Raw genomic sequence first — 20,350 nt, forward strand, 5'->3', positions numbered from 1 at the left:
GACAAAGGCCTGGCCGAGAACCTCAGCGCTCTGATCGTTGAACTGGCTTCCGGCTACAGCCACATCGTTGCAGCCGCCAGCAGCACCAGCAAGGATGCCATGCCGCGCGTGGCGGCCCTGCTGGATGTGGGTCAGCTCAGCGAGATCATCGCCGTTGAGTCGGCCGATACCTTCAAGCGCCCGATCTATGCCGGTAACGCCATCGCCACGGTTCAGTCCCAGGACGCCGTCAAGGTGATCACCGTGCGCACCTCGGCATTCGACAAGGCCGCTGCCGAAGGTGGCAGCGCCAGCGTTGAAGCCGTAAGCACCGCCTGCGATGCCGGTATCTCCAGCTTCGTCAGCGAAGAGCTGGTTAAATCCGACCGTCCGGACCTGGCTGCTGCCGGCATCGTCATCTCCGGTGGTCGCGGCATGGGCAACGGTGAAAACTTCGCCCTGCTGGAAAAAGTGGCCGATAAACTCGGCGCCGCCATTGGAGCCTCCCGCGCCGCTGTGGATGCAGGCTTTGTTAGCAACGATCTCCAGGTCGGTCAGACCGGTAAGATCGTCGCGCCCGAGCTGTACATCGCCGTGGGTATCTCTGGTGCGATCCAGCACCTGGCCGGTATGAAAGAGTCCAAGGTGATCGTTGCGATCAACAAGGATGAGGAAGCGCCGATCTTCCAGGTGGCCGATTACGGCCTGGTAGGCGATCTTTTCGAGATCCTGCCGGAACTGGAAACCCGTCTCTAACAATGGCTCAAACCAACGCCGCTATAACCATTTCCAATGGCCGGCGCCGGCTTCGTTTAGGATCAAGGCGGTGGAGTTTTCATTGGTATGCCACTGCGCCGCTTCTCCGGAACGTAAACTTAGCTCTCGGTCTCTTGTCTGGTTTTGGCGGTTTCAGTTTGAACGTTTTTAGGGTGGGGCAGTGAGTAGTCACAGCCCTATGAGTGCATAGGGAATGCATTCATAGGGCTGGCTTAGTAAAGACTAGAGGGGCGTTCTGGATACGATCCTCTGATTTACTATCTAGGCAGCAAATTTAGCTGGAAAGGACTTCAGGAATGCAGGCCGTCTTTTCAGCCGGCCGTACCATTCGGCGAGATCCGGGTATTCTTCAAGTGATACGAAACGGCTGGAAAAGAACAGCGAATAGCCCACCGCAATATCGGCGGCAGAGAAGTTTTCACCCTGCAGGTAGGAGCGTCCGTTCAGCTGCTTGTTAAGGTATTTCAACGCCTTATCCAGGCGCCGGCGCTCCAGCTCAAGCATCGGCTCGGATCTTTGCTCTTCCGGGATCGATACTTCGGTCTGGAACAGTGCTGCCGGCAGAGCTGCCAGTGTTTCCGCGAAGTGAAGCCATTGCAGCCAGGAGGGCCTGAGTGCATCGCCGATCTGTGGCATAAGATCCCAGCGCTGACGGGTTTCACACAGGTACTGAATAATGGCGCCGGACTCGGAGAGTACCTGTGCACCATCGACCAGAACCGGTACCCGCCCCAGCGGAGAGAGCGCTCTGAAATCCGGGTCACGCAGCCCCTTGGGGAAATCATGCTCAACCAGGGTAAAGTCCGCTTCCATCTCATTCAGTAACCAGAGCACACGGGTAGAGCGCGACCCCGCGCAGTGATGTAACACGGGGTTATCGGGGTTCATCGGTCAGGCACTCCTTACTCGGGGTTACTGTTATGGGCGTTACTGTGTAATCGATCGGCATGCCGGTCAGTTTCTTTTTGAAGGCGTTCAACTGGTCGGCCGCTACAAAAATCCGCGTACGCAGTTTGTCATCAATAGTCACTTCGCACTGTTCTTCGTCCAGTTCCGCCGCCTTGGCGATCAGGTCGATAGCGTGACGGATGGCGATGCGTCGCAGCGCCGGTTTGAAAATCTTGCCCACCTGGGTGGTCGGCATATCCTCAAGAATTACGATCTCCTTCGGGATCGCGACCGGTTCGTCGATAATGCTGCTGATATGTTGCATCAGTGATTCAGGCGAGGTCTCGGCTCCAGCGACCAGTGTCACGAAGGCAACGGGCAACTCGCCTGCATAGGTATCGGGCATACCGACCGCCGCCGCGTCTCTGACGGTGGGGTGGGAGATCAGTGCACTCTCGATCTGTTGCGGATCGATATTGTGGGCGCCGCGGATAATGATGTCCTTACTGCGCCCGGTAATAAATATCCGGCCCTCCTCATCCATGGTGCCGATATCGCCGGTAGAGAGCCAGCCATCGTCAAGGAAGCTGTCATCGCCCGCATTTGGATCCTTGTAACCGGCCGAGATATTGGGCCCTCTGATGATCAGCAGCCCGGATTCGCCCGGTGCTAGGGCAGATCCCAGGCCCATCGGATCCTCGGGTTTGACCACTCTAGCTTCAACGAACGGCAGCGGGAAACCGCAGGATTTGGCTTTGCGTTCCTTATACAGGGGCTCAACGGCGATGCAGCCCGCGCTTTCGGTCATGCCGAAGATATTGCGCACAGGCTTGCCGGTTTTCTGCTCCAGTGCGTCAGCGAGCTCTGTCGGTAACGGAGAGCCACCGGTCAGCAGCATGCGCAGCGATGAAATATCGGCGTTAAGTTCCACACCATCCATCGACGACAGAATCGTGGGTACGCAGCCGATGGCGGTAATGCCGTAACCCTCAATCTGCTGCCATATGGTGCCGAGAAAATCCCGGTTGCGCATACCCTGAGCGCCGGGAATCAGCAGCGTGGCGCCTGCCGAGAGCGTAGACAGGCCGTAGACGAAGGCGCCTGCCACATGGAACAGCGGAAAGCCGTTGACCAGAATATCGTCGGCATTGAACTCGAACATGCGGGCACAGCTCACCGCGACATGAGCTTCATTACGATGGTTGTGTTGGACCAGTTTGGGCGTGCCTGTGGTGCCGCCGGTGTGGTAGTAGGCGGCCAGATCGTCGGGCTGGCGTGGCTCCAAAGGCGTGGTGCCAGAGGGGATGGTTGCTGCGGCCTGTTCCAGTGAGCAATCGATGCCGTTGAGTAGCTGTTCGCTATCGCAATAGAGCAGCTTAATATCGAGAGTGCTCTCTTCAAGCGCCTTCTTGAGCTCATCCCAGAATGCGGGCACGCCTTCGGGCTGGCTGATCAGCAGGCAGCGGGCATTGGCTTCCTTGAGAATAGAGACCACATGGTCGGCCTTGAGCATCGGGTTGATCGGTGCGGCGGCGCCGGCCAGTTCAGCCGCCCAGAGTGCGATCTGGGTGTTAGGTGTGTGCGGGCCGAGGATCGCCACAGAGGTGCCGGGGACCACGCCCCGCTCGCGGAACACCGCAGCATAGCGCTGAATACGATCAACCAGATCGGCGTAGCTGATCTGCTCATCCCGGTCCGGTCGGTTGGTTTCACGAATGTAGCGAATGGCCAGGGCGTCGGGTGTTTTTGCCGCGCTGGCAGCGATCAACTCGAAAGGGGTGGGGCACGCTAGGTAGGTGTCCAGGCCTTGTGCTTCGATATCGCGAATCATGGGTATAGGTGTGCTGCCAGCGATCATTTCTGCTCCTCCCAACTGTTGCGGATGTTGTTATCGATTTTGTCGAGCATGCGTACCAGGGTGCTGCGCTCCTCATCACTGAATCCGGCCATCAGCATCGACTCGTGCTCGGTGACATGGCGGTTCAGGTCGCTCAGTAGCTCAGCCCCTTTGGGGGTAATAAACAGGTTTTTTACGCGGCGGTCGGTCTCGCTGGGCTCGCGTGTGATCACACCTTCCTTCTGCAGCATATCCAGAATCGACACGAGGCTGGATTTATCGAGGTAGACCGCCTCTGCCAGCCGGTTGTGAGTGACGCCGGGGTTGTGGCTCAGCAACTCCAGAAGGCCGTAATAGCGAGGGATGGAGCCGTAGCCGGTGGTCACACTCTCAAAGGATTTAAAGGCCGCGATCTGCAGCAGACGGATCCGGTAAGAGACAAGGTCGCTCAGGCGTTCAGGGGCGTACGGGTCCAGCCGTTCGCCGTAGAGCTTGTCGTTAGCGTCAGTTTTAGCCATCAGGACATGGTCTCCGGCAGAAAGAGGACGATCGCGGGGAAAGCCACGACCATTGCCAGGCGCAGCACATCGACCAGAACGAACGGCAGGACACCTTTGAAGATCGTGGTGATTTTTACGCTCTTGGTGAGGTTGTCGATGATGAACACGTTCATACCCACTGGCGGCGTAATCAGCCCCAGTTCCACGGTCATCACAACCACGATGCCGAACCAGATCGGATCGAACCCCAATTGCTGAATGATCGGGAACACAATGGGCACCATCAAAATGATCATCGCCATGGCGTCGAGGAAGCAGCCCATGATCAGGAACAGCAGAAGGATCAGCAGTAGTGTGCCGAAGCGGCCCAGCCCTAGATCCAGCAGCGATGAGGCAACCTCCTGCGGCACCTGGGTGATCGCCAGGAAGTAGCCGAACAGGATCGCGCCGATCAGGATGGTGTAGATCGCGACGGATGTGCGCAGGGCTTCAATCAGGCTGTTCAGCAATGAGCGCGCGTTGATGCGCCGGCGCGCAATACCGATCACCGCTGTCAAAAATGCGCCGGTGGCGGCGGCTTCAGTAGCGGTGACTACGCCGAGGTAGATCGCCAGAATCACTGATACAAACAGCAATAGTACGGCCCAGACGCCTTTCAGTGAGGCGAAGCCCTCTCTCCAGGTGAATGCGTTACCTTCCGGCAGGCTGCGTCCGTACCAGAAGCGAACTGCCAGCATATAAAGCAGCACCGCCAGCAGGCCCGGGATCAGACCGGCTATAAACAGCACGCCTACGTCCTGCTCGGTGATAAAGCCATACACCGCCAGCACCACCGACGGCGGGATCAGTATCCCCAGGGTGCCACCGGCTGCGATAACGCCGGTGGCGACCTCGTCGCTGTAGTTGGCCTTTTTCATTTCCGGGTAGGCGATCTTGGTCATGGTGGCCGCCGTCGCAACGGAGGAGCCGCAGATCGCCGCAAACCCGCCGCACGCACCGACGCTGGCCAGGCCCAGTCCACCCTTCATCCAGCCGAACCAGGCGTTGCCGGCGCGAAACAGTTCGCGGGACATGCCGGAGTTGGTGGCGAGAACACCCATCAGAATAAAGAACGGGATCAGGGTCAGGTTAAAGTCGGTGATGGTGCGCAGTGGTGACTGAGACAGAAGATTCATGGCCGGCTTCACGCCAACTACAGCACCAAAGCCGCAGACACCGACGATACCCATGGCGACCCCGATGGGGACGCGGAAAAACATCATGGTAAACAGTGCGATAAAGCCGCTGATCGCAATCACTTCAGACGTCATTTTGCACCTCTTCATCCCGGCTACCGGTGATTGAATTCTCGATAATGCAGAAGTCACGGCGGGTGACGATCTGAATGATGCGATAGAGGGTGGTGATGATCGCGCCAACCAGGCCCAGCCAGATCGCAAACACAAAAGGCCAGAGCGGGATGCGCAGGTCGAAGGTGGTCTCTCCGCTGGCATGGCTGCTGAGGAATTTGCCGAACATTTTCCAGGCGAGCACGGCGGTGAATATCAGCAGCAGCGTCCAGGCAAACACTTCGATCCAGCGGGTGACCGACTTGCTGAACATATGGGACGAGATGCTCACCTTGATGTGGCTGTCGCGAAAGCCGAGGCTGGCAAAGCCCCAGATAATAGCGACGCCCAGCACCAGGCGGCTGAGATCAAATGAGTCCGGAATGGGGGCGGCAAAGCCGTAGCGCCCGATTGCGGACAGCACGATAAGCAGGGTCACCGCGCCAAACAGAATGGCCGCAACCACCTCGATGGCGGAAAGGGTTTTATTAATTAGCTTGCTCATAAAAAGATACTCAGACGGGCGGCAGAGGTCTTATCACCTCCGCCGGCTGGATTAATAGTCTGCGTTGTTATCTTTGAGTGACTGGAGGTAGTCCTGGTAAGCCTTGTCCGCATCGATACCGCTCGCGGACGCATCGGCCTTCCACTTCTCAAGGCTGGGTTTTGCAGCCTCACGCCACAGGGCCTCTTCCTCTTCTGAGGGGCGGATCACGCTGTGGCCTTCATCGGCAACCATCTGCTCGCGGGCCTCGCGATCATCCTCAACCCAGCCCTGGGATATTTGTTGCGACCAGTCCGGTGTGCAGTGATCGTATATGACCTGGCGGTTCTGCTCGCTGAGACCATTCAGGCTGTCCTTGTTGAACAGCAGCACCTGGGCGGAAACATACATCGGAAGGTCCATGTGATATTTCACTTCCTTGTCGATGCCGAAGTCGTAGATGGAGCCCCAGGGGAAGGTAATCGCATCAGCGATACCGCGAGCGATCGCTTCGCGGGCTTCGGGAGCAGGTACCTGCACGGGAGCGGCGCCCTGATCGCTGACAAAGCGGGCCATGGTGGCATGGGCCGGTCGGACATTGAGGCCGCTCAGCTCGGCGGGTCTGGTGATCTGCTTTTTGGAGTGCAGGGCCCCGGTCTCATGGCTGTTAACCGCGCAGAAGAAGACATCCCCCATCTCTTTTTTGGCGTAGTCCTGGTACCAGCTATGGATCGCCTTGGCACCGCTTGCTCCGTCAGAGATATGGAAGGGGATCTCAATCAGGCTGTAGATCGGAAAACGACCCGCGTTGTAACCGGGGTTGGTCCAGCTGATATCGACAATGCCATCACGCACCATGTCGTAGTGATCCGGTGCTGAGCCAATCTGCTGGGCCGGAAAAATCTGAATGGAAAGCTCTCCGTCGGAGGCTTCTTCAATCGATTTTGCCCAGGGCTCCAGCCCCTTGGCTTGAACTGGATGAGTGGCAGGCACCCAGTGCGACAGACGCAGGGTCTCAGCCTGTGCGAGGGCGGCAACAGATAAATTCAGAGCGAGTGCGAGCGCGGTTTTCTTCAGCATTAAAGACTCCGTGGTGCCTTAAAGACACATTATTTTTATTCGGCAGTTCTTTCGGGCGGTGGCAGTTAAAAGACGCACCAATGGCTGTTGTGAGCGGGTGGGTGCAGCGGTCTGGGAACTTGTGCGGCACAAAGATGCAGGCGTGGGGGCGAAGCGTAGTGTTGGGTCATAGCGTAATCCTTCTTACTTATATTTATTGGATCAACTCGTTTGACTCCAAACAACATACATATGTGTACTTTTTTATTCAAGTGACCATTCGGGCTTTTCTACAAAGACCGAATACCGGAGTAGGGAAGGTCGCCTCCGGGCTTTCTCCTCGCTAAACCAGCGTTCAGGGCTGGCTAGAGTTTCTGACCCCCGCGCCGGCGCTGATGAATTGATCCCCTGTTCAGAGGAGCTGACCCTGGCTCGAGAACTCAATAACTGGCAGAGAGGTAAAACGATAGCGTTTTCAGCCATTAGTTAACGTTTTATGCGCAGAAGGACTCCTCAGTCGAAGCCGAAGAGGGTTTGCTGATCTTGTTGAACTCAGCCGGCCAGCCATACAGCCTCCTAAAAAGTACCAGGGTAAAGCGGGTTGCAGGTTGACACAGATTCGTCTGATGCAGTGCTGTTGAAGGTAGGGAGGAGGGACGTAATGAGTCGTTCTGGAATGCGGTTGTGGCTTCGGAAACTATCGGCTAAAGGTTTATTGACACAGGTTAAAATTTTCCTGTGATTTTAGATGCATATGTGTATTGTTTTTGCTCGATATGGTCTAATTGCACAGTCTATATACAGGAGGAAACTTACTATGGGTGCAATCTTTCAACTTCCTGAAGATCGGGAAGAATCACAGAATGGTGAAGTGGGCCATTGCCGTCAGGTTAAAGAGCCAGCTGGTGCCTCGAACTCGGCTTCGGTACTGAGTCATCGGTCAGAAGACATGGAGCTGACTGCGGCTAAAGAGGTTGAAACCTGGCTGAGCACATGGGGAACCGAGATCTGATAGACCCGCGCTTGATCGCACATTAGGCCTTTGAAAAGAGAATAACCCCAACATCTTCTGCGGTGGTAACAATAACAATAACCGCAGGGCCTGCCCCCCCAAAAAAAAAAGAATCGGTTTTAACCAGTCTCATCCCCATCCATCGCAAACGCCTGTTTCGTTCAGTTAGATCGCTTAAGTTCACAATGTCTTGGTTGGCGTCAGCCTTGCACTTGCAATAGTGCAGCCGAACCGTGCGGCACTAGATCCCCGCTCCTCGGCTGTTCAGCGGATGCAGATCCCCTAAAGAGTGGCCGTCGACTCATCAGGGTTATCCTGTTGCAGCCGCCACATCGCAGCATAGCGTCCGTTCATGTTCATCAACTGCTGATGTGTACCTCGCTCGATGATCTCTCCACTATCCATCACCAGAATCTGATCGGCATCGATGATGGTCGAAAGCCGGTGGGCGATTACCAGGCTGGTATGGTTTTTAGCCAGGCTGTTAAGGGAAGAGAGAATCGCTTTTTCGGTGGCGCTGTCCAGCGCCGATGTGGCTTCGTCGAACAGCAGGATCGGCGGCTTTTTAAGGATCACCCGGGCGATGGCGATACGCTGCTTTTCGCCGCCGGAAACCTTAAGGCCACGCTCGCCCACCCGGGTGTCCGGACCTTCTGGCAGCGCCTCAATAAAGCGGTCCAGGTTAGCCATCCTGATAGCGGTGTTGACCTCTTCAGGCGCGGCTTCAGGCCGGCCATAAGCCACGTTGCTGAAGATCGTGTCGTTAAACAGCACCGTGTCCTGGGGAACTACGCCGATCGCTTGCCTAAGGCTAAGCTGGCTGACGCGGTTGATCGGCTGGTTATCGATTAGGATCTCGCCGCTCTGCAGGTCATAAAAGCGAAACAGCAATCGTGCCAGGGTGGATTTGCCGGCGCCGCTGGGGCCGACCACAGCGACTTTCTCCCCCGGGTTAACCTTGAAACTAAGGTTTTTAAGAATCGGTCGCTCCGCATGATAGGCGAAATTCACCTCGCGAAACTCGATTGCGCCCTGAATGACTTTTAGAGGAGGGGCATCGGGCTCGTCACTGACACTGGGCGCTTTTTTCAGCAGGCCGAACATGTTCTCGATATCGGTCAGTGCCCGGCGTATCTCCCGGTACACCATGCCGAGAAAGTTCAGCGGCATGAACAGCTGCAGAATATAGGCGTTGATCATCACCAGTGAGCCCAGTGTCATCTCGCCGTTAACCACATCCTGGGCGGCCAGCCAGAGCAGCAGGGCCATGCCGGTGGCGATGATCAGCGCCTGGCCGCTGTTCAGCAGCATGAGCGTCATGCGGGTTTTCAGGCGGGCGCTTTCCCAGCGGGCCAGGTTGCCGTCGTAACGCTCCGCCTCGTAGTGCTCGTTATTGAAGTATTTGACCGTCTCGTAATTGAGCAGGCTGTCGATGGCGCGGGTGTTGGTTTCCGAGTCGAGCTGGTTCATCTCACGGACAAACCGATTGCGCCACTCCGTGGTGGTAATGGTGAAGTAGATATAGATGCCGACGCTGACCAGGATAATTAGCGCGTACCAGGGGCTGAAGTTGATCAGCAGGATGCCGGCGACCATCGTTATCTCGATCAGCGTCGGTACGATATTGAACACCAGCATCCGCATTAAAAAGCCAAAGCCGTTACCGCCCCGGTCTATGTCTCTTGAGATGCCACCGGTCTGGCGCGACAGATGGAACTCCAGCTCCAACGCATGCAAATGTCGGAACACCCTGAGCACCATGCGCCGCATTGCACGCTCGGTGATACGGCTGAATACGGCGTCCCGTGCTTCGCTGAAAAACACCGAGCCGAATCGCAGCACCCCATAGAACGCGAGCATCAACAGGGGAACAGCAATGATCTGGTGTTGGGTACGATCGAGGCTATCGACGATATGTTTCAGTGCCCAGGGCATGGTGACCGTGGCGACCTTGGCCAGTACTAGCAGCACAAAAGCAACGCCCATCCGGGCACGAAACTCCCACAGGTAGGGCCAGATGGTCTTTAGCACATCCCAGGCTTCATTCAGGCCGGCCGGCTCCCTGCTGGCGGATGGCGAGTGCTGGTGACGGCGGGAGCCTCGTGACATGGATGTTACCTGTTTGGCTGGCGGCTTGTGGTTACATCTTAGCTAACCTGGGCTGGTGCTGTTGCAACCCTTATCGAGCCGTATGCACCGGCTAACAGGCGTGTACACGTCGGGCCAGCCGGGGCAGTAAAACAGCAGCTAAGTGTTGGGCTGGGAAGTATAAAGCCAATGTCTGGAATCTTTCAGCTATGGGCAGAGGAGGAGGCTGCTTTGCTATCGTCTTGCCTGGCGAGTGCGGAATAGGGGGAGTCCAACCGAAAAAGGATACTTTTCCACCCCAATTTCCAGTGAAACGTTACTCCAGGTAACGCACTCCGAAACATCGGCCCAGGTTTGTTACCTGCCAATGGGCACAACGGTGGTTAATTTTGCTGCACAGTAAATGGGCTGGATTAGTACTAAAGATGTTCCAATGCGGTGCCTTGTGGCTATTGAGTGCATCGTATCGGTGCGTATTTTTGTCGTCTTTTCAGTTTCTGACACCGCGGAGGTCGTTTATGGAGGCGAATTTCAGTACTGGTGCAAAAATGGTGCGCTTGTTGCATTTGTTTCAGTGACTACTTTTTTGAAACATTAGCATCATCGCTAAGGCGGAAGAGAGCTTTCACAATGACAAATACTCAGTCCCGGGGTAACACCAGTTCAACTGAGATGGATATGCACAATGACTCTCTGGCACCCGTTCCCAAGGAGGAACGAACCTGGGGAAGGTTTGAGGTGTTTAACATCTGGGCCAACGATATCCAGAGCCTGTTTGGCTATTCACTGGTTGCATCGCTGTTTATCTCTTACGGCGTAACCGGTTACACCGCGTTTGCGGCACTGATTACCGCGGGCCTGCTGGTGATGGTGCTGGTCAATATCTCCGGTAAGCCCGGTGTGGATCACGGTATTCCTTACCCGGTTCTGGCGCGCGCAAGCATGGGGGTGGGCGGTGCCCGTCTGCCGGCGATCCTCCGGGCGACGGTGGCGGTATTCTGGTATGGCGCGCAAACCTACTTTGCTTCAACTGCGCTGGAGCTGCTGCTGGTGACGCTGACCGGGGCAGACAGCGGCGGTGAAACTTTCATGGGGCTGACTACCCTGGGCTGGATCTCGTTCCTGCTGGTGTGGGCGTTCCAGATTGCGATTTTCTCCCATGGCATGAACTGGGTGGGCACCTTCCTTAATGTGGCCGGGCCTTTCGTTTACGCGGTAATGATCGGGTTGCTGGTGGTGCTTTGGCAGAAGTCAGATGGTCAGCTCTGGGAAGCGGCGCAGACCATTTTTGCACCTGAGAACCCGTCGTTCAGCTCTGAAATATCAGGTTTCGTGGCGATCGTGGGTACCATGGTGGCCTATTTCGCCGCGGTGATGATCAACTTCAGTGACTTCTCCCGCTACTCTAAAGATACCAAGTCGATGGTGCAGGGGAACCTGACCGGTCTGCCTTTGAATATGGTGATCTTCTCTGCGCTGGCGCTGCTGATTACCGCCGGTGCCGCAGTGATCTACGGTGAAAAGATCGTTAACCCAACCGAGATCGTCGAAAAGGCCGACAGCACCATTCTGTCGATTATCGCTGCGATCACCTTCTTCGCCGCTACGGTCGGCATCAACCTGGTGGCTAACTTCATTCCTGCCGTGAACGGTATCGCCAACATGGCTCCCGCCAAGCTCGACTTCAAGCGTGCCGGTTGGATCACCTCTCTGTTCGCCCTGGTGATTGGTGGCCTCTGGGTCAGCTTTATCAGCGAGGTGGGTATCAGCGGTTTTGTTAACACCCTGGGGGCTACTCTGGCGCCGCTATACGGCATCATGGTCGTCGATTACTACTGGGTTAAGCAGCAGCGTCTGAAAGTCGCTGAGCTTTACAGCAACGATCCGCAAGGCGCCTACTACTATTCGAAAGGCTGGAACCGTACCGCCCTTATAGCCTTTGCCGTTGGTGCCACATTCTCCGTGGCGACCGTCTGGGTGGCGGCACTCAGCGATCTGTCCGGTTACGCCTGGCTGCTGGGCGCACTGCTGGGTGGAGTTATCTACCGGGTGCTTACGCCCAAAGCTATCTAATAGAAAGTTTAATCTCATAACGGGCACCTGACCGGGAGGTCGGGTGCCCGTTGCTCTTACATCAATCTTCTATAGATGTAGTTCCGCCGCACGGCTGGATTCCTTCAAACACCCTAGCGTACTTCTTTGGGTTACCTGCGCCGGTTCATTGGTTGCATTCTGCAGTGAGTCTGGCAAGCCCAGGAGAGAAAAAAGATCCCTTCTCTGACAGCTCCGTTCCAGTGCGCTATACCCACAGGGGAGAGCTGCTGTTTTCACGACGCGGGTGAGTCTCTTTAATCGTGCATGGAAGCAGGGCAGGTGATATCTCTGAGACGTTAATGTTCTTGGCCAGTCGCAGGCTCTTGCAACCAGCGTCTTTGGTAGCCGGGGAAAGAAGGAAATAGGGAGTTAGTTTGACTCAGGATCAGTTGCTGATTGTTTTTATCCTGCTGGCGACCATGGTGATGTTTGTCTGGGGCCGTTGGCGTCATGACATTGTTGCCGGTGGCGCGTTACTGGCCTGTGCGCTCACCGGATTGATACCGGCCGAAGAGACCTTTCTTGGGTTTGCCCACCCTGCTGTTGTGACTGTGGCCTGCGTGCTTGTGCTTAGCCGGGCGCTGCAGTTTTCCGGGGCAGTCGATGTACTTACCCGACATCTATTACCGAAAAAGGCGGGCGCAACGCTCAGTCTGTTCGCACTGACCCTGCTCGGTGCAGTGCTGTCTGGTTTTATGAATAACGTCGGCGCCATGGCATTGTTGATGCCGGTGGCGATGCAGCTCTCTGGAAGGCTAGAGCTGACGCCCGGTCAGGTGCTGATGCCGCTGGCATTTGGCACCATACTGGGCGGTCTGACAACGCTGATCGGTACGCCTCCTAACCTGATCGTTTCCGGCTTTCGCAGTGAGAGCCTCGGCAGTGGTTTCGCCATGTTTGATTTCACGGTCGTTGGTTTACCGGTAGCGCTACTTTGTCTGGTGTTTATTGCGCTGCTGGGCTGGCGCCTGGTGCCGGCACGAAAACAGCCGGGGCGCGAAGGGTTTGAGACCGGGGCATACATTACCGAAGCCAGGGTCGGTGAAGGCAGTAAGGCCGCCGGTAAGCGTTTGGGTGAGGTTGAGGCTGAGCTGGAGGAGGTGGATGCCCAGATTATCGGGCTTGTCCGTAACGAGGTCAGGGTGAATGTCCCCACATCGGCGCGGCGGATAAAAGCGGGCGACATACTGATCATCGAGGCAGATGTTGAAGCGCTGGCGGGCGTACTGGGAGCGCTCGGTCTGGAGCTCGAAGAAGCAGAGTCTTCAGAGGGTGAAAAAAACAAGGAGGATGCCGACGCTGGCGCTGACTCGAAGGCAAAGAACTCAGATGAGGAGGAAGCTGACGCGGGTTCGAGTCGTAATGGCGGCGAGGGGATGATCATGATGGAGCTGGTCGTACGCACCGAATCCCGTCTCCAGGGTCGCTCAGCCAAAGATATTCAACTGCGTACCCGCTATGGGCTGAACCTGCTGGCTATATCCCGCGAAGGGTCACCCATGAAAACGCGCCTGCGCACGCTGAAAATTCGTCCTGGCGATCTGTTGTTGATGCAAGGCGCAGAAGAAGCATTAAGCGACTTCGCAGCGGATAACGGCTGTGTTCCGCTGGCAGAGCGTGAGTTAAGAATTCCCGATCGCGGCAAGGCGATGGCGGCGTCCCTGGTCATGTTGGCTGCTGTACTGGCCGCGGCCTTCTCATTGCTACCGACGGCGATCGCCTTCGGCGCGGGCGTGCTGGCGACCATGGTGCTTCGCACGCTGCCCCTGCGTGCTGTATACGATGCCATCGATTGGCCGGTGATTGTGTTGCTTGGTGCCCTGATGCCGGTGGCCGGTGTGCTGGAAGAGACGGGTACCGCTGCACTGATAGCACAGCTGCTGATGGATTATGTGGCGCAGGGGAGTGGAGCGGTTGCGATCGGGCTTATCCTGGTGCTGACGATGTTGATCTCCTGTGTGGTGAATAATGCGGCGACCGCGGCGGCGATGTGTCCTATTGCCTTGGGCACTGCCGCGACCCTTGGCGTCAATGATGATGCCTTCCTGATGGCCGTGGCCATCGGTGCTTCCTGCGCTTTTCTGACGCCGATCGGGCATCAGAACAATACACTGATACTGGGGCCTGGCGGCTTCCATTTCAGCGACTATTGGCGTCTTGGTCTGCCGGTCTCGTTGCTGGTTTCGCTGGTGAGCATCCCGTTATTGCTCTGGGTCTGGCCTCTGTAACTGCAGAGGGTGGTACAGGCGGCAGGCTCTGAGAGCCTATGCCCCTGGAATTTCCGCTGCCTTCCGCCTGATCTGGTGTTTACTGGTGGATCCTTAGATAAACCCAGGCGGAACTGCCGTCGTCGAGCTGTATTTCTACGCGCTTGTAGCGAATCCCCAGTCGCTCGTATCGGTCCAGGCGCTTGAGTTCTTTCGCAGATACATGGAAAAGCTCACCACTGACCTCTGAACCGGGATCTTTGTCCAGGTCCAGCCCCTCTTTGCGGTAACCGGGCAGGGTAGTGGAGCGGGTTTCAGGACTGCGGCCTATGACCAGCCAGCGTACCCAGGGTTGGCGCAGAGTCCCGTAAACGAATACCGGGTGATCACCGGGGGTGACAGGCGTAAGGCCCGGTGGCGCTGTGTAACCCCAGGGGCTTAGCAGGGTAAACCAGAGGTATACCGGGACGAGCAGCGTAACGATGCCCAGGGCGAGAAGCAGTTTGCGGATAGGTTTAGAAAGCATTTTGCCAGTTTCGCAGATCCTGGCCGGTAGAGCCAAGTTTTGGCGTTTGGCAGGCGTTGCGAGTGTGTAGGCTCCCGGCCGGGAGCGTTGTCTCTTATTAATCGATTTCTACTTTAATCTTATTGCCAGATCGAAAAATCGAGAGGCTGCATTATTTGGTCTTTGGCTAAGGGTATAAGAAATTTCGAAAAGGTGCCCGGTTGACCAATAAATGACTACAAAAATGCCGCTAAGTTTTATCAATGTACAAAGATTACACTATTTGTATATCCCGGATTTTGGCCCTCTGGGATATTTATGTTGAAACATACAACGATAATAACGAGGGCCAAACTCAGATGATGATTCGTAATAAGCTGGCACTGGCGGTCATGGTCGCCGGTATCTCCTCTCAGGCTTCCGCACTGGAACTGGGCGAGTACAACGGTACTACTTTCAACATCGGCGGTTACGTCAAGGCTGAAGGTGTGTTCACCGATCCTGACGACGACGATACCTCTTTCGAAGGCAGCGCCCGTCAGACCCGTCTGAACTTCTCCGCTGCGCGCGAAGTAAATGGCCACAAGGTCCGTGGCTTTATCGAAGGTGACTTCTGGGATAACAACACTGACGATTCCGACAGCTCTTACGCACTGCGTCTGCGTCACGCGACTGTCAGCGTCGATAACTTCACCGTTGGTCAGACCTGGAACGGTCAGTTCTTCGCGAATGCTCCGTTCGATGTGGAAATGATCAACTTCTTCGGTCTGGGTATTGGTACGGTTGCTGGTAGCGGCGCGGTAATCCGTCCTGACCTGGTCATGCACTACGCCAACAAAGGCTTCCGCCTGACCCTGCAGGATCCGCTTTACGACGAAGCTGATTACCCGGATATGGTTGCTGCCTACACCTACCGCACTGAAGGTGGTCATGCCTTTAACATCGCATTGACCGGGCGCGACGTTGATACATCTCCTGGCGTTGATGATGATGAATCTGAATTTGGCGCAGCGCTTTCCGTAGCCGGCAAATTCAAGCTGACCGACAGCACTAGCCTGGCGCTGAGCGGCTTCTCCGGTGAAGGTGCAGCTATCTACGCTGGCTGGGGTTACAACGGTGCTCGCGGCACAGATCCGGGCATGGAAGTTGATGCCAATGGTGACATGGTCACTCTGACCGGTTTCTCTGCAGGTATCAGCCATAAGTTCACTCCTAAACTGCGCGGTAACCTGCGTTACGGCCAGGTGAAGTCTGACGAAGTTGCTGATTTCATGGATGAAGATACCCTGAAGCTGACTACCGTCAACCTGATCTACACCTACCTGCCGAACCTGGATCTCGGTATCGAATTCCGCGACCAGAACGCAGCTAACCGTCCGCCGACCTCTGCAGGCAGCTCCCTGCGTCCGGCTGGCAGCCAGGTTGAAGTTATGGCGATGTACAAGTTCTAAGTTAACTTAGACCGCTAAAAAACCCGGGTCCCCTTCCCCGGGTTTTTTATTGCCTGAAATTTGGCGGTCAATGGAATGCGTTAGTAGGCAGGCACCCAAGGGGCGTAATAACCTCGTGCAGATTGATCTGGCACGGCGGTGACTCAAAACCCAGGCGGACTATCGAGGCGCAGGCGCCGCTCCTGCGGGAAACCGGCCGGTAGGTGGTACGCACCCGAAGGGCATGACACCCTCGCGCCGATTCAAGCTGGGACAGTGGTGGTGCAAAAAAACGGTCGGTTATCGCAGCAGGGCGCCGTTCCTACGCGAAACCAGCACGCTAGGAGGCACGCACCCAAGGGGCAAAATAACCTCGTGCCAGATTGATCTGGTATCGGGGTGATTCGAGCCCAAGACGGTTGATTGCGAAGGGGTTGTTATGCCCTTTGGGTACGTCGCTCTTACCAATAATGCTGCAGGAGACGTTAAGGGAGGGGTAAAAAAGGGGTGGCCAATCCTTGGCCTTGATGAAAAAAGTCAGTGGCTCTGCCGACGCAGGGTCTCGGATGGCAGTTCGCCGATATGTTCGCGATACTGGGCGGAGAAGCGGCCCAGGTTGGTGAAGCCGTACTTCAACGCTACTTCGGTAACGTTGCGTATATTGCGGTCATCGCCGCTGAGCTCGCTATAGATGGTTTCAAGCTTCAACTGGCGGATATAGGTGGACGGAGTCTGCCCCGTCTCTTTCTCGAACAGATTATACAGAGATTTACGGCTGATGCGGCAAAGCTCTACCAGATCGCCGATGCCGATATCTTCTGTCAGATGGTCCAGCACATAGTTGCGGATCTGGGCGATATGGCGATGCTCGGAAGGGTTCACCCGGTCATTTAGGCAGATACCGCTCTCGTGGCTCTGCAGGATACCGTGGCAAAGCAGTTTTGCGTAGTAAAGCTGAGCCCTTTCACTGGTATTGCGCACATCGAACTCGAGCACATCACGCAGCAGGTGCCTGATCGGACCCTCGTTGATTACATTAACGCCGCGCGGGATAAACCGAATCGGACCGCCAGCCGTGAAATAGCCAAATTCACGGGCGGACTGATGCAGAAACTCAAGCGGAATACGTACGCTCAGTTGCACGCAATCGCGGGAGTAACCCAGGGTGTATTCGGTGCCAGGTGTCAGCATGATCGAATCGCCCGCCTGTATCGGCAGGCTGGTGCCATCGAACACGCAATGGCCTTCACCGGAAAGTACAATCTGCAGGTGGTAGGCGTCATCCAGGTTAGGGATGCGGACTTCCATGGAACTGCCGCTGCTGTATTCGGCGATCTGCAGCGGCCCGAATGCCTTGTATCTCAGGCTGGAAACATTTGCTGATCGGCTGCCACGCTGAATTAAACGGTGATCAGCAAAGCTTTTGCTCTTGAGGAAGTTGGATATTTCAAACGCAGAAACATCCATAAGTTCCTGATCAAAGCACGATGAGGAAAAAGTCATCTCTCACCTCTTAATTATTGTTATGAGATGAATATCAATTTAAACGCTAGTTTTGATATTTTTATTTATCTTTTAAAAGTTTAACTCTGTAACAATATTTTAAACAGATCGAGACCTATTCATTTTACCGCCCCAGCTATCACATATTCGGATAGTTGGGGCCGCCAGCTCCCTCAGGCACCACCCAGGTGATGTTCTGCGCCGGGTCCTTGATGTCACAGGTTTTACAGTGCACGCAGTTCTGCGCGTTGATCTGGAAGCGGGGTCCGGAGGCCTCTTCGACGATCTCGTACACGCCAGCCGGGCAGTAGCGCTGCGCCGGTTCTGCGAAGGTGAGCAGATTTTGCTGCAGCGGGATATCCGGGTTCTTCAGCTTCAGGTGGCAGGGCTGATCCTCTTCGTGGTTGGTGTTGGAGATAAACACCGAAGAGAGCTTGTCGAAGCTGAGTTTGCCGTCTGGCTTGGGGTAGTCGATCTTGGTGCACTGATCGGCCGGCTTGAGCTGGGCATAGTCCGGCTTGTCGTCATGCAGAGTGAGCGGCAGCTTGCCGCCAAAGATATTCTGGTCGATGAAGTTGAACGCACCGCCAAGGATCGGGCCGAACTTGTGCATCGCCGGACCAAAGTTGCGGGAGCGGAACAGCTCGTCATAGGCCCAGCTGGCTTCGAACTTGTCGCTGAAGCTGCTCAGCTCTGAGCCACCTTCGTCACCGGCAGCAATCGCCTCAAATACCGCTTCCGCCGCCAGCATGCCGGATTTCATGGCGGTATGGGTGCCCTTGATCTTACTGAAGTTCAGGGTGCCGGCGTTACAGCCGATCAGCAGACCCCCGGGGAAGCACATCTTTGGCAGAGCGTTAAAGCCGCCCTTGGTGATGGCGCGGGCGCCATAGGCTACGCGTTTGCCGCCTTCGAGGTGCTGGGCGAGCACCGGGTGATGCTTCATGCGCTGGAACTCGTCGAACGGGCTTAGCCAGGGATTGGTGTAGTTCAGATCGACGATCAGGCCGACCACCGCTTGGTTGTTTTCCAGGTGGTAGAGGAAGAAGCCGCCCGTCGTATCTTCAACGAGGGGCCAGCCGGAGCCGTGAACCACCAAGCCGGGCTGATGCTTGGCCGGATCGATATCCCAGAGTTCCTTGATGCCGATACCGTAGTGCTGGGCGTCGGCTTCGTTATCGAGCTTGAACTGCTCGATCAGCTGCTTGCCGAGATGGCCGCGGCAGCCTTCCGCAAACAGGGTGTATTTGGCGTGCAGTTCCATCCCTTCCATGTAGTTGGGGCCCTGCTCGCCGGCGGCGGTAATGCCCATATCGCCGGTGGCGATGCCCTTCACGGAACCGTCTTCGTTATAGAGGACTTCGGCGGCGGCAAAGCCTGGGAAAATCTCCACGCCCAGGCCTTCCGCCTGTTCGGCCAACCAGCGGCAGACGTTGCCCAGGCTGACCACGTAGTTGTTAAGGCCATGCCCGGTGTTATGCATGGTCTTGGGAATCAGTGCGTTGGGCAGTTTTTTCGCTGCCGTATCGCTTTTGAGCAGATAAAGCTCATCGGAGGTCACCGGTGTATTCAGCGGTGCCTCCATGTCTTTCCAGTTCGGGAAGAGTTCATCCATGGCACGAGATTCGATGACAGCGCCAGAGAGAATATGGGCACCGACCTCGGAGCCTTTCTCGACGACACAGACGGTGAGTTCCTGCTCGGCTTCCTGTGCCTGCTGCATCAGACGACAGGCAGCACTGAGACCCGCAGGGCCGGCACCGACGATGACTACATCAAATTCCATGGATTCGCGCATGTGAAAACCTCGTTCACGGATAGGGGGCGTGTGATTCTCGGCAGGCACCCGATTGTTCAGGGTGTCTGCCGGTCACATCTTCTTTGTGTGTTTTTTATAGAGTGCTGAAACGCGTCAGGCAGAGTGTTAGAGCTTCGCTTCCAGTTCCGGCAGGATCTCGAAAAGATCGCCTACCAGGCCGTAGTCGGCCACCTGGAAGATCGGCGCTTCCTCATCCTTGTTGATCGCCACGATCACCTTGGACTCTTTCATACCGGCCAGATGTTGGATCGCACCAGAGATACCCACGGCGATGTACAGCTCGGGCGCGACGATCTTGCCGGTCTGACCGACCTGGAGATCGTTGCTAACAAAGCCTGCATCCACAGCGGCGCGGGAGGCACCAATGGCGGCGCCGAGTTTATCGGCCACTTTTTCCAGCAGGGCGAAGTTTTCACCGTTGCCCATGCCGCGACCACCGGAGATGACGATGCCGGCAGCAGCCAGGTCCGGACGGTCGGATTTAACCAGCTCTTCGCTGACGAAGCTGGAGATACCGGCATCGCAGGCGGTGCTTACGGCTTCAACACTGGCGCTGCCACCTTCGGCAGCGGTCTTATCGAATGCCGAGGTGCGCACGGTGATCACCTTGACGGCGTCCTGGGACTGCACAGTGGCGATGGCGTTACCGGCATAGATCGGGCGTTTGAAGGTATCGGCCGACTCAACGGCGATGATCTCGCTGAGCTGGCCGACGTCGAGCAGGGCTGCCACGCGTGGCATGGCGTCCTTGCTGGTGCTGCTGGCGGCTGCAACGATGTGGCTGTAGCCGGAAGCCAGTTCAACGATCAGAGCGCTGAGGTTCTCGGCCAGGCCTTTGTC

Annotated in this window: 16 protein-coding genes; 5 read left to right on the forward strand and 11 right to left on the reverse strand. The window is 56.3% G+C overall.

Features of this window, described 5'->3' with window-relative positions; translation table 11 throughout:
* Positions 1 to 735 (forward strand): electron transfer flavoprotein subunit alpha/FixB family protein (locus tag CLV83_RS00795; protein WP_132286141.1); only part of this gene is annotated, 735 nt, incomplete at its 5' end.
* A 282-nt stretch (positions 736 to 1,017) separates the two neighbouring features.
* Here the strand turns inward: CLV83_RS00795 and CLV83_RS00800 are convergent.
* The 6 genes from CLV83_RS00800 to CLV83_RS00825 are packed head-to-tail and all read right to left on the reverse strand — an operon-like array spanning position 1,018 to position 6,873.
* A complete protein-coding gene (locus CLV83_RS00800) occupies positions 1,018 to 1,644 on the reverse strand; it encodes a glutathione S-transferase family protein (protein ID WP_132286144.1) in 627 nt (208 codons plus the stop codon).
* On the reverse strand, positions 1,631 to 3,502 hold the full coding sequence (locus tag CLV83_RS00805; RefSeq protein WP_132286147.1) for an AMP-binding protein: 1,872 nt from the start codon (positions 3,500 to 3,502) through the stop codon (positions 1,631 to 1,633). The genes CLV83_RS00800 and CLV83_RS00805 overlap by 14 nt, the downstream gene beginning before the upstream one ends.
* Positions 3,499 to 3,999: a MarR family winged helix-turn-helix transcriptional regulator gene (locus CLV83_RS00810; protein WP_132286150.1), complete on the reverse strand. Its 501-nt coding sequence runs from the start codon at positions 3,997 to 3,999 to the stop codon at positions 3,499 to 3,501. Before CLV83_RS00810 ends, CLV83_RS00805 begins: the two co-directional genes overlap by 4 nt.
* Positions 3,999 to 5,291, reverse strand: a complete 1,293-nt coding sequence (locus tag CLV83_RS00815; RefSeq protein WP_132286153.1) for a TRAP transporter large permease — start codon at positions 5,289 to 5,291, stop codon at positions 3,999 to 4,001. Before CLV83_RS00815 ends, CLV83_RS00810 begins: the two co-directional genes overlap by 1 nt.
* Positions 5,281 to 5,814 (reverse strand): TRAP transporter small permease, encoded by a 534-nt coding sequence (locus CLV83_RS00820; RefSeq protein ID WP_132286156.1) that lies wholly within the window; start codon positions 5,812 to 5,814, stop codon positions 5,281 to 5,283. The genes CLV83_RS00815 and CLV83_RS00820 overlap by 11 nt, the downstream gene beginning before the upstream one ends.
* Before the next feature lie 51 nt (positions 5,815 to 5,865).
* Complete coding sequence (locus CLV83_RS00825; RefSeq protein WP_207894655.1) at positions 5,866 to 6,873, reverse strand: TRAP transporter substrate-binding protein; 1,008 nt, start codon at positions 6,871 to 6,873, stop codon at positions 5,866 to 5,868.
* Between the two features lie 796 nt (positions 6,874 to 7,669).
* Here CLV83_RS00825 and CLV83_RS00830 point away from each other — a divergent pair.
* Positions 7,670 to 7,864: a hypothetical protein gene (locus CLV83_RS00830; protein ID WP_132286159.1), complete on the forward strand. Its 195-nt coding sequence runs from the start codon at positions 7,670 to 7,672 to the stop codon at positions 7,862 to 7,864.
* 282 nt (positions 7,865 to 8,146) lie between these two features.
* Here CLV83_RS00830 and CLV83_RS00835 read toward each other — a convergent pair whose 3' ends face one another.
* Complete coding sequence (locus CLV83_RS00835) at positions 8,147 to 9,973, reverse strand: ABCB family ABC transporter ATP-binding protein/permease (protein WP_132286162.1); 1,827 nt, start codon at positions 9,971 to 9,973, stop codon at positions 8,147 to 8,149.
* Positions 9,974 to 10,582: 609 nt separating this feature from the next.
* Here CLV83_RS00835 and CLV83_RS00840 point away from each other — a divergent pair.
* Together CLV83_RS00840 and CLV83_RS00845 are read left to right on the forward strand one after the other, a co-directional pair.
* Positions 10,583 to 12,025 (forward strand): NCS1 family nucleobase:cation symporter-1, encoded by a 1,443-nt coding sequence (locus CLV83_RS00840; RefSeq protein WP_207894657.1) that lies wholly within the window; start codon positions 10,583 to 10,585, stop codon positions 12,023 to 12,025.
* 395 nt (positions 12,026 to 12,420) lie between these two features.
* Positions 12,421 to 14,274, forward strand: coding sequence for an SLC13 family permease (locus CLV83_RS00845; RefSeq protein WP_132286165.1), 1,854 nt, complete (start codon positions 12,421 to 12,423; stop codon positions 14,272 to 14,274).
* A 79-nt stretch (positions 14,275 to 14,353) separates the two neighbouring features.
* Here CLV83_RS00845 and CLV83_RS00850 read toward each other — a convergent pair whose 3' ends face one another.
* On the reverse strand, positions 14,354 to 14,779 hold the full coding sequence (locus CLV83_RS00850) for a gamma-glutamylcyclotransferase family protein (protein WP_132286168.1): 426 nt from the start codon (positions 14,777 to 14,779) through the stop codon (positions 14,354 to 14,356).
* Between the two features lie 338 nt (positions 14,780 to 15,117).
* Between CLV83_RS00850 and CLV83_RS00855 the strand changes: the two genes are divergently transcribed.
* Positions 15,118 to 16,209, forward strand: a complete 1,092-nt coding sequence (locus CLV83_RS00855; RefSeq protein WP_132286171.1) for a porin family protein — start codon at positions 15,118 to 15,120, stop codon at positions 16,207 to 16,209.
* 516 nt (positions 16,210 to 16,725) lie between these two features.
* On the opposite strand, the gene CLV83_RS00860 is transcribed toward CLV83_RS00855, so the two are convergent.
* The 3 genes from CLV83_RS00860 to CLV83_RS00870 all read right to left on the reverse strand — a co-directional run.
* Entirely contained in the window at positions 16,726 to 17,655 is a 930-nt protein-coding gene (locus CLV83_RS00860) for an AraC family transcriptional regulator (RefSeq protein WP_165900206.1), read from the reverse strand.
* A 175-nt stretch (positions 17,656 to 17,830) separates the two neighbouring features.
* The gene (locus tag CLV83_RS00865; protein WP_207894659.1) at positions 17,831 to 19,489 is read right to left on the reverse strand and encodes an electron transfer flavoprotein-ubiquinone oxidoreductase; all 1,659 of its coding nucleotides are present in this window, start codon (positions 19,487 to 19,489) and stop codon (positions 17,831 to 17,833) included.
* Positions 19,490 to 19,615: 126 nt separating this feature from the next.
* Positions 19,616 to 20,350 (reverse strand): electron transfer flavoprotein subunit alpha/FixB family protein (locus CLV83_RS00870; RefSeq protein WP_132286177.1); only part of this gene is annotated, 735 nt, incomplete at its 5' end.

This window comes from Marinobacterium mangrovicola (assembly GCF_004339595.1).
Taxonomy (GTDB): Bacteria; Pseudomonadota; Gammaproteobacteria; order Pseudomonadales; family Balneatricaceae; genus Marinobacterium_D; species Marinobacterium_D mangrovicola.